The 9336-nt window shown below is 64.0% G+C and carries 11 protein-coding genes and 1 tRNA gene; 3 read left to right on the plus strand and 9 right to left on the minus strand.

From position 1 onward, the window contains the following. Together V7116_RS24125 and V7116_RS24130 are read right to left on the minus strand one after the other, a co-directional pair. On the minus strand, positions 1–191 hold a 191-nt coding region (locus V7116_RS24125), incomplete at its 3' end, for a zf-HC2 domain-containing protein (RefSeq protein WP_324394552.1). Continuing rightward, a complete protein-coding gene (locus tag V7116_RS24130; protein ID WP_324394553.1) occupies positions 184–738 on the minus strand; it encodes an RNA polymerase sigma factor in 555 nt (184 codons plus the stop codon). The genes V7116_RS24125 and V7116_RS24130, both read right to left, overlap by 8 nt. Before the next feature lie 202 nt (positions 739–940). Between V7116_RS24130 and V7116_RS24135 the strand changes: the two genes are divergently transcribed. The 3 genes from V7116_RS24135 to V7116_RS24145 all read left to right on the plus strand — a co-directional run bounded on the left by V7116_RS24135 (position 941) and on the right by V7116_RS24145 (position 3803). Then, complete coding sequence (locus V7116_RS24135) at positions 941–2128, plus strand: hypothetical protein (RefSeq protein WP_324394554.1); 1188 nt, start codon at positions 941–943, stop codon at positions 2126–2128. A gap of 80 nt (positions 2129–2208) precedes the next feature. Beyond that, positions 2209–3432, plus strand: coding sequence for a GNAT family N-acetyltransferase (locus V7116_RS24140; protein WP_324394555.1), 1224 nt, complete (start codon positions 2209–2211; stop codon positions 3430–3432). Beyond that, positions 3429–3803, plus strand: coding sequence for a response regulator (locus V7116_RS24145; protein ID WP_324394556.1), 375 nt, complete (start codon positions 3429–3431; stop codon positions 3801–3803). The genes V7116_RS24140 and V7116_RS24145 overlap by 4 nt, the downstream gene beginning before the upstream one ends. A 9-nt stretch (positions 3804–3812) precedes the next feature. On the opposite strand, the gene V7116_RS24150 is transcribed toward V7116_RS24145, so the two are convergent. The 7 genes from V7116_RS24150 to chrA all read right to left on the minus strand — a co-directional run bounded on the left by V7116_RS24150 (position 3813) and on the right by chrA (position 8839). After that, entirely contained in the window at positions 3813–5132 is a 1320-nt protein-coding gene (locus V7116_RS24150) for an ABC transporter substrate-binding protein (RefSeq protein ID WP_324394557.1), read from the minus strand. Positions 5133–5183: 51 nt separating this feature from the next. Beyond that, on the minus strand, positions 5184–5429 hold the full coding sequence (locus V7116_RS24155; protein WP_324394558.1) for an acyl carrier protein: 246 nt from the start codon (positions 5427–5429) through the stop codon (positions 5184–5186). A gap of 145 nt (positions 5430–5574) precedes the next feature. Continuing rightward, positions 5575–5664, minus strand: a tRNA-Ser gene (locus tag V7116_RS24160). A gap of 20 nt (positions 5665–5684) precedes the next feature. Next, entirely contained in the window at positions 5685–6146 is a 462-nt protein-coding gene (gene tadA / locus V7116_RS24165; RefSeq protein WP_324394559.1) for a tRNA adenosine(34) deaminase TadA, read from the minus strand. Positions 6147–6190: 44 nt separating this feature from the next. After that, a complete protein-coding gene (locus V7116_RS24170; RefSeq protein ID WP_324394560.1) occupies positions 6191–6847 on the minus strand; it encodes an HAD family hydrolase in 657 nt (218 codons plus the stop codon). Between the two features lie 27 nt (positions 6848–6874). Beyond that, positions 6875–7483 carry a hypothetical protein gene (locus V7116_RS24175; protein ID WP_324394561.1) on the minus strand — a complete coding sequence of 203 codons (609 nt, stop codon included), beginning with the start codon at positions 7481–7483 and terminating at the stop codon, positions 6875–6877. 180 nt (positions 7484–7663) lie between these two features. Beyond that, on the minus strand, positions 7664–8839 hold the full coding sequence (gene chrA, locus V7116_RS24180) for a chromate efflux transporter (RefSeq protein WP_324394562.1): 1176 nt from the start codon (positions 8837–8839) through the stop codon (positions 7664–7666). Positions 8840–9336: the final 497 nt, after the last annotated feature.

The raw sequence follows: 9336 nt of genomic DNA on the forward strand, positions 1-9336 counted from the left end.
GGCAGCGGCGGCAGGTGAGACGCGCGGACGGCGGCGTCCTCCGTCACGGCCTGACCGATCGTGCGCCACTCGTCCAGGGCGCGGCGGCAGTCGGCGCACCCGGCGAGGTGCTGATCCAGCGCGGCGCGCTGCGTCTCGTCCAGCGTTCCGGCGGCGTAGTAAGGCAGTTGGTCCAGCCAGGTGTTATGCATCGTATATCTCCTCGATGCTCAGCAGTTTCTGTAAACTCGCTTTGGCCCGGTGCAGGCGGCTTTTGATGGTGCCTTGCGCCACGCCCATCATGCGCGCGGCTTCCGGCCCGCTGAGGCCGTGGTAAAAAATGAGTTCGAGCGTTTCGCGCTGGTCGTCCGGCAGATGGTGCAGCGCCTCGCGCACGGTCTCGCAGTCGTCGCGCCGGATCAGCGTGTCCAGCGGGGGCGGGGCGCTGCTGGCGGCGTGATCGTGCAGCGGATCGAGCGGCGTTTTCTGCCGCCGCCGCGCGCTGATCGCGTGATGCCGCGCGATGGCGAGCATCCAGGTCGTGACGCGGCTGTCGCCCCGGAAGCGCCGTGCCTGCTGCCAGATCGCCAGCATCACGTCTTGCAGCACTTCCTCGGCCAGCGCCGGATCGTTAAGCTGCCCGGCGAGATAGTGCAGCAGACGCAGGCCGTGCCGGGCATAGAGTGTTTCCAGGGCGCGCGGATCCCCCTCCGCGACGGTCTTCAGCAGCGCCCGGTCGGGATCGGGTAGCTCATGCATGGCGGCTCCTTCGCTTTAGTCCATTAGTCGCTGCCCGGCTGCAAATGGTTCCATGATCGCATAAAGTCGTGTGTAATGGCTGGGGTCTCGGCCCGCAAGAATGCATATTACACCCGCGATATTTGGCCCACTTTGGCGACAGGAGTAACATTGTCGCCTGGACAATAGAGTTAGCCATTGCGCACTCAAGGAAGTCGGGAATATGGATGCCGTTTCCGTTCGCAAGGTCGAGTCCAAACACGACCTTGATATTTTTTTAAAGTTCCCCTGGGCGCTCTACCGGACCAGCCCCTATTGGGTTCCGCCGCTGATGTCGATGCAGAAGCACAAGTTCGACAAGGCGAAGAATCCTTCATGGGAGCATCTGGAGGGCGACTACTTCATCGCGTGGCGCGGCAGCCAGCCGGTCGGCACGATCGCGGCCTTCATCAACCACCGCCACAACGAGTATCACAACGAGCATATCGGCTTCTTTGGCGCGTTTGAAGTCCAGGACGACCAGGAAGCGGCGACGGCGCTGCTCGAGACGGCATCGGAGTACGTGCGCGCGTTGGGATACGACGCGATACGCGGCCCGGCGACGTTCTCCACCAACGAGGAATGCGGCATTCTGATCGAGGGATTCGACGATCCCGCCGTGGTACTGATGCCCTACAACCGCCCGTACTACCAGCGCCTTGTCGAAGCGACGCCCGGCTTCGAGAAGGTGATGGACCTGTACAGCTATTACATCACGTTTCAGGCGATCAACAACTCGCCCAAGCTCGAAAAACTGTTCCGCATCACGCAGCAGAACAACAAGCGCCGCGATATCACGATCCGCACGCCCGATACGAAGCACCTCGACCGGGAATTCCAACTGCTCAAAGACATCTACAACCACGCCTGGGATAAAAACTGGGGCTACGTGCCGTTTTCGAGCACGGAGCTGGACGAGATGGTCAAGGACCTGGGGCAGTACTTCGAGCCGCGCCTGACCTTCTTCGCGGAGGTCGAAGGCAAGCCGGTCGCGTTCATGCTGGCCCTGCCCGATCTCAACGAGGTGCTGCTCAAGGCATACCCGCGCCCCAGTAAGCCGGAGCCGCTGGCGCTGCTCCAACTGCTGTGGCACTGGAAGGTGCGCTCGAAGATCACCCGCATCCGCATCATGCTCATGGGCGTGCAGGAGGGATACCGGGGCATCGGCGTCGAATCTGCGATGTTCGTGGAGGCGTATCAGGCGGCGCAGGCGCTCGGCTGGGACATCGGGGATGGCGGCTGGGTGCTGGAGACGAACGGCCCCATGCAGCGCCTCGTCGAAGCCTATAACTCGGTGATCTACAAGCGCTACCGGTTCTACGAGCGTCCGCTCAAACCCGGTTACACGGTGCAAGCGCCGCCCCAGTTGTAAGGTGATTTGCCTGTCAGGCAAGCCTGTGTAAGATCCGCAGTTCTGGCATTTTCGTCAGACCCATAGTGGAGGGTAAGCACGTGGTTGACGCACTGATGGTGACAAAGGTCGCGTCCAAGGCGGACTATCGCGCATTTTTAACGTTCCCCTGGACGCTCTACCGGACCAGCCCCTATTGGGTTCCGCCGCTGATGTCGATGCAGAAGCACAGGTTCGACCGGGCGAAAAATCCAAGCTGGCAGCACATGGAAGGCGACTATTTCCTCGCGCGGCGGGGCGGTCAGGTGGTTGGCACAATTGCGGCATTTGTCAATCACCGCCACAATGAGTTCCAGAACGAAAACATCGCGTTCTTCGGCGCGTTTGAAGTGATTGACGATCAGGCCGTGGCGGAGGCGCTGCTCGGCGCGGCGGTCGAGTGGGCCAAACAGCGCGGTTATACGGCGCTGCGCGGCCCCGCGACGTTTTCGACCAACGACGAATGCGGGGTGCTGGTCGAGGGGTTCGAGGATACGCCCGCCGTGCTGATGCCCTACAACCGTCCCTACTATGAGCGCCTGTTGGAGCGCGCGCCGGGCTTTGCCAAGGTGATGGATCTGATCTGCTACAACTTCACCACGCAGGGCTTCGCCACGTCGCCCAAGGTCCAGCAGGCCATCCGCGTCACGCGGCGCAACAACGAGCGCCGCCAGATCCGCGTGCGGGTGCTGGACGGGGACGCGGTGAAATCGGAGCTGGAAACGCTCAAGGACATCTACAACCAGGCGTGGGATCGCAACTGGGGCTTCGTGCCACTGTCGGACCCCGAACTGGACGAGATGGTCAAGGATCTGGGGCAGTTCCTGGACCCGCGCCTGACGTTTTTTGCGGAGGTCGGGGGCGAACCGGCGGGTTTCATGCTGGGTATTCCCGATCTGAACGGGGCGCTGCAGCGGGCCTATCCACGCCCCAACGTGCCGGAGCCGCTCACGCTGCTGAAGGTGCTGTGGCACTGGAAAGTGCGTTCGAAGATCACGCGCATTCGCGTCCCACTGATGGGCGTCAAAAAGGCGTACCGGAACATGGGCGTCGAGGCTGCGATGATCGTCGAGCTTTTGAATCAAGTTGACGTTTTGAGTTCAAAAATGGGTTGGGAACGGGCTGACGCGGGGTGGGTGCTGGAAACCAACGACGATATGAATCACATCGTCGAGGCGCTCAACGGTGAGCCGTACAAGCGCTTCCGGTTTTACGAGCGGGCGTTGGCCTCTGCCTCCGCTCCGGCAGTCTCCAGCAGTGAGCCGCGTGGAAACGAGGACGCATGACGGGGCAACTGATTGCGATCGTAGATGACGAAATGGGAACGGTGACGATGCTCAGCACGTTCCTGCGCCTGAAGGGCTTTGAAGTGCGCAGCGCGCTTTCCGGCTCGGCGGGCCTCGATCTGGTACGGACCGAGCGGCCCGCGGCGCTGCTGCTAGACTATATGCTGCCCGATATCAACGGCTTTGAAGTCTGCAAACAGCTCCGCGCCGATCCCGAATTTAAGTCCCTGCCGATCGTCATCATCTCCGCGCACAGCGGCACGACCAACGCCGCGTTGGCTTTGGAAGCTGGAGCCAACCTGTACCTGTCCAAGCCGCTGCGGCTGCCCGATCTGCTGGCGACGCTTCAGGATCTGCTGGGCGGCGCCTGACCCGCTTCGTTAGTCGCTTAAAACTTGCAGCGCCTCGTCGGCGGCAGTTTCCGCCGGAGTCCCGTCCAGCACGGCTGCGAATCCGGCTTGCAGCGCGGCGGCGGCGCTGCTGTTGCGCTGCGTGTCGGGGACCAGCACCATGTTCGCCATCAGGCTCTGTGCGAAGGTCGCGTAGGACTGGTCGTCCCATAACTGCATCGCGCGCTGCGTTGTGGGCAGATAGCCATAGGATTCGGAGAACGCGCTCTGCTGGCTGACGCGCATCATCCACGACAGGAATGCGCGCGCCTGATTCTGCCGGTCGGGATCCGATGTCGTGAGCACCCACATCCAACTGTCGGGGGTGGTGATCGGCGTGCCGCCCAGCGTGGGGATCGACGCGGGGGCCGTGTTGGGCACGCTGGCCCGGCGGCGCAGGTACGTGGTCGAATTGGCGAAGACGAGGCTCACCGCGCCCGTTTCAAACTGATCCCAATAATCATCCGACTGGGAAAAGGTCAGCAGTCCGGGGCTAAAAATCTCCGCCTCGACGCCCTGTTCGTAGTAGCTGTAGACGGCCAGCAGCGGATCGCGGTCCAACGTGGGCAGCCCGCCCGCGTCTACCAGTTGCCCCCCCGCCGCCAGATATTGCAGCAGCACCGTCCAGTTTGCGCCGGTTCCCTGCCCGGCCACGTTGCCCGGGAACAGATACTTGGGTTCCTGGGTCAGAATGGTCTCGAACGTGGTCGGCGGCGCGGCGAATACCGATTCGCGGTAGGCCATGTGATACAGCGTCATCATGTAGGGCAGGCCGTACAGCGTGCCGTCGATTTCTCCGATCTGTTCCACGCCGGGCAGCAGGCTTTCGAGGATGTCCGGCGGCAGCCAGTTCCCGATCGGCACGATCAGCCCTTCCGTTGCCGCGGTCACCATGTCTGCGCGGCGCATCAGCGTCAGGTCGGGCATTGTGCCGGGCGCGACTGGCTGCGCGGTGCGCAGGGTCGGCAGGATGCCGCCCAGGCCGTTCGCGCGTTTGCGCCGCACCTGAAGCGTGTAGCGGCTGTAGGTCTGGGTGAAGTCATCGAACTGGCGGGTGAGGATCGTCTGCGACGGGTCTGTGTCGGTCGGGTAGATCTCGTCCGGCCACCACACGCGGACCGTATACTGATCCGGCGTGGGCAGCGGGGTCGGCGTGCCGTCCGGGGCGTTCGTAACCAGACTGTCCACGCTGGCGATGCTGCGATCCGGCGTGGCGGGAGTCGGCGTGATCTGGCGCGCGCCGGGTGATGCCGTGCCGCACCCGGCCAGCAGCGCCGCCAGCGCCATGCCTGCCGCGATCCATCGTCGCATGGGGGTTACTCCTCTGGATACGCGCCGAGCGCGCGTCCGGTTCCGGCGTCGTTAGCCCTGCAGGACGCGATTCACCATGTCGTTGAGCGTGTCGAGATTTTCGACCGTCAGGTCGGGGTCGGGGATGTACACGCCGAATTCCTGCTCGGCATACACGCCGAAGTGCGCCAGCGAGAATGAATCGATCAGCCCGCCCGTGATCAGCGGCTCGTCATCTTGCAGCGGGTACTTGGGGTTGCGGATAAGCTCGGTCACGACGAACGTGCGCAGTTTGCTTTTGACTTCTTCGCGGTCCATGCGTCACCACCTGGGAGATTCTATTTCCGGCACAAGCGAACGGCTCCCAAGTCTAACGGGGCGGGCGGGGGAAGGCAAGTGACTGGCAGGTCGCGCGGCCTGGGAACGCAAAACCGGCCCGTGTCAGGCACGAGCCGGTTTTTTCTGGCGGAGGGGGTGGGATTCGAACCCACGGTAGGGAGAACCCTACAACGGTTTTCGAGACCGCCCCATTCAACCACTCTGGCACCCCTCCGAATGGGAAGTATTCGATTGTTATTTCTGGCCTTGAGCGCGCAGCGCGGCGAAAAAGCTCACCAGCAGCGCCGCCGATTCCTCGGCCAGCACCCCGCCGGTCACCTCGACCCGGTGGTTCAGTCGGGGATGCGCCAGCAGGTCCATCACGCTGCCGCCTGCGCCCGCCTTCGGATCGAACGCGCCGAAGACCAACCGGGGCAGCCGGGCCAGCACCATCGCGCCCGCACACATCGCGCACGGCTCTAGCGTGCAGTACAGCGTCACGCCTTCCAGCCGCCAGTGCCCGATCACGCGCGAGGCTTCGCGGATGGCGACCATCTCGGCGTGGGCTGTTGCGTCGCCGTCCACTTCACGGCGATTGCGCCCCCGCGCGATGACTTCCCCGTCTCGCACCGCTACTGCACCGATGGGCACGTCGCCGTGCTCGGCGGCCAGTCGCGCTTCGTCCAGCGCCAGACGCATCCAGGTGAGGTCATCCATCGCGCGGGATTATACCATGCTCAAGAGACGAGTGGAAGACTCAGTTAACCGTTCGGCGTGTCGCCGGGCACGGGCTGCGCTTCCTGCTGCAAATAGGCCAGCAGATCGGCGTAATCGGTGACGACGAGATCCGGTTCCGCCGCTTCCGGCGCGCCGTAGATGCACGCGCGCAGTCCCGCGCCGTGCGCCGCCAGCGTATCGATGTCCCGGTCCCCGATGCACAGCGTTTCCTCCGGGCGGAAGCCATGCCGGTCGCGCATGGCGATGAACGCCGCCGGAGCGGGCTTGCGCGGGTAGCCGTCATCCCCGGTGATCCGGTCCACGAACCGGTCGGCCAGCTGGTGCAGATCGAGGATCTGCGCGGTCGTTTCGGCGCGGCGGTGCGTGATGATCGCGTTTACGCCGCCTATCGAGCGCACGTAATCCAACACGTCGATCAGGCCGGGAAACGGGGCCTGCTTCGCCATGCCGTACGCCTTGTAAAACACGTCGAACTGGTTCCCCAGCTCATCCTCGCTGACGCCCAATTCCTGCGACAGCCCGCTGACACACGTCCCCATGTCGATCCGTACCAGCGCCTCAACGTGCGCCGGATCGACCTGCGCGCCAAACGTCGCACAGGCGTCCACGAAGGCCGCGATGAACGCGGGATAGGTGTCGAACAGCGTGCCATCCAGGTCCCAGATCAGATTTTTGATCACGCGGTGCTCCTTGTAGAGAGGAATCGCTCAAAACAGCGATAGCTGCTGGCTTGGCGGCTCGTAAGGCGGCGGTTCGTCCGTGTCGGTGTCGTCAAGGGTGTCGTTTTCGTCGATCTCGTCATCTGCCGCGCCGGGATCGTCGCTCAGGTCGCCGTCGTCCGGCTCGCTTTCGTCGTAGCCCACGATCTCACCGTTGTCGTCCAGCACGATCGCATCATCACCGGGCAGATCCGGCTCCGTTTCGTCGATCTCGGCCTCGTCCGGTTCCGGCGGGGCGATCTCGGCTGCTTCGGCCACCTCTACCGCCTCCGCGACCGTTTCCTCTTCCTGGATCGCTTCTGCTTCCTGTTCCACAACGTCGGCTGGTGCGACGTCGGCGGGCGGATCGGCGGGCACTTCCGCAGCGGCGGCGGTTTCGGGATCGATGGCTCCCGCGTCGAACGGCGTATCGGCGGGCAGGGCGGTCAGGCCGCGCGCCTCGGCAGCGATCGCGTCGAGTTCGGCGTCGGTGAGGCCGGTTTGCAGCAGCACGTGGCGCAGCGTCGGTTCCGTCACAGTGTCGTTGGTGCGGATCACGTGGACGTAATGAGCGCGCAGGCACGCCTGCCAGTCGTTGAAGTAGATGCTACGTTTCATGTTGAGTGTTCAGCGGTTGAGAGTCGGGTAGGGGCAGGTTTCAAACCCGCCCTGCTTTTCGCTTGGTAGTTAACGACAATCATACTCGCGTTCCGTAGGGGCGGAGCTTGCTCCGCCCGATGCAGGCATCTTGACCATATCTGCCCATAACAGTAGCCACGATCCGGCATCCTGACAAGCTCAAATGACCGCGCTCAGCAGCCCCATGATTGCGCCGTAGAGCACCAGCAGCGCGGAGTTGGCCCGGTAGCGGAACAGCAGCACCGCGCCGACCAACCCGATCGTCAGCGTGTACAGATCCACGAACGCCGCGCGCCCCAGTTCCCACGTGACCGCCGCCATCAGCGCCAGCGCCGCGACGTTCACGCCGTCCAGAAAACCGCTCGCCAGCGGCGACCGCCGGATGCGCGGGATCAGCGGGTTGCTGATCGCCACGATCACGAAGGCGGGTAGATAAATGCCCAGCGTCGCCAGCAGCGCGCCCGGCACGCCGCCCAACTGGTAGCCGATGAACGTGGCCGTGGTCGAAAGCGGCCCCGGCGTCATTTGCCCCACCGCGATCGCGTCGATGAGCTGCTGTTCGGTCAGCCAGTGCAGGTGCTCGACCAGATCGGCGTGCATGTAGGCGAACAGCACGTAGCCGGAGCCGTACAGCAGCGCCCCGATCTTCAGGAAGATCAGAAACATTTGCCCCAGGCCAAACGCGGCGGCGTCCGGCGTGGCGAACAGGCTCGATCCGAGCAGCGGCAGCGGGATCAGCAGGCGCGGGCCGGGCCGCAGGCGGTCGGCGTTGCGTGCGATCATGACGACCAGCCCGCTGCCGATCAGCAGCAGCACGAAATTCACGCCCAGGAAATACAGCGCAAACGCCGCCGCACCGAGCACGATAGACAGCCGGTCGCGCACCGCCTTTTGCCCCAGCATGATCAGCGCCGACACGATCAGCGGGATGATCACCGGCTTCACGCCGTAGAGCAGCCATTCGGCGGCAGGCGTCGAGCCGAATTCCTGGTAAATCCACGCCAGCGCCAGCACCATCAGCATGGCAGGCAGCAAAAACGAGCCGCCGCCCACGATCAGCCCCGGCAGGCCCGCCCGCACGAAGCCGAGGTGCATGCTCATTTCGCTGGAATTGGGGCCGGGGATCAAATTGGTCGCGCCCAGCAGGTCCAGAAAATGCTGGTTATCGACCCACTTGCGACGCTCCACAATCTCGTCGTGCATGATGGCGACGTGCGCCGCCGGACCGCCAAACGCCGTCGCGCCGATCTTCAGGAACACCGCGCCGACCTCGGCCAGCGATCCGCGCGCCGGGGGAGGCGTCGGCGTGGGCGAGTCGGTTTCGGGTGTGGGCATAGGAGGCTCCGGTGTGATGCTGTCGAAAATGGGTGCTGGTGTGGGGTTGTAAATCACCTCACCCCCGGCCCCTCTCCGGTTGGGGCTGGAGAGGGGGATACAGGCGCGTCTCAACGGGTTCTGTAGGGGCGGGTTTTAAACCCGCCCTGGTTTTGTCCCTCTACCACAAATACAGATTTTTCACCGTAGGGGCGTATCGCAATACGCCCCTACCGCAAACGCCTGCGTCTTGCTGCACGGGCGGGACAAACCCTCCGCCCCTAAGAAAATCGCGGCGCGCGGTCTTTGCTCTTGCTAACCGCTCATCGCTAACGGCTGATCGCTGCGTTTTACAGTTCCTCGACGCCGCTGCCCGCCGCCGCCTGGCAGACGTAGATCAGCGGGGTGAGGCCGGTCGCCTCGGTGTACGCCGGGCCGACCGCCGCGATGAACGCCTCCACGGCCTCGTCCGCGACCAGCGCCACCGCCGCGCCGCCGAAGCCGCCGCCGGTCATGCG

It is taken from the genome of Aggregatilinea sp. (assembly GCF_036822615.1).
Lineage (GTDB): Bacteria > Chloroflexota > Anaerolineae > Aggregatilineales > Aggregatilineaceae > Aggregatilinea.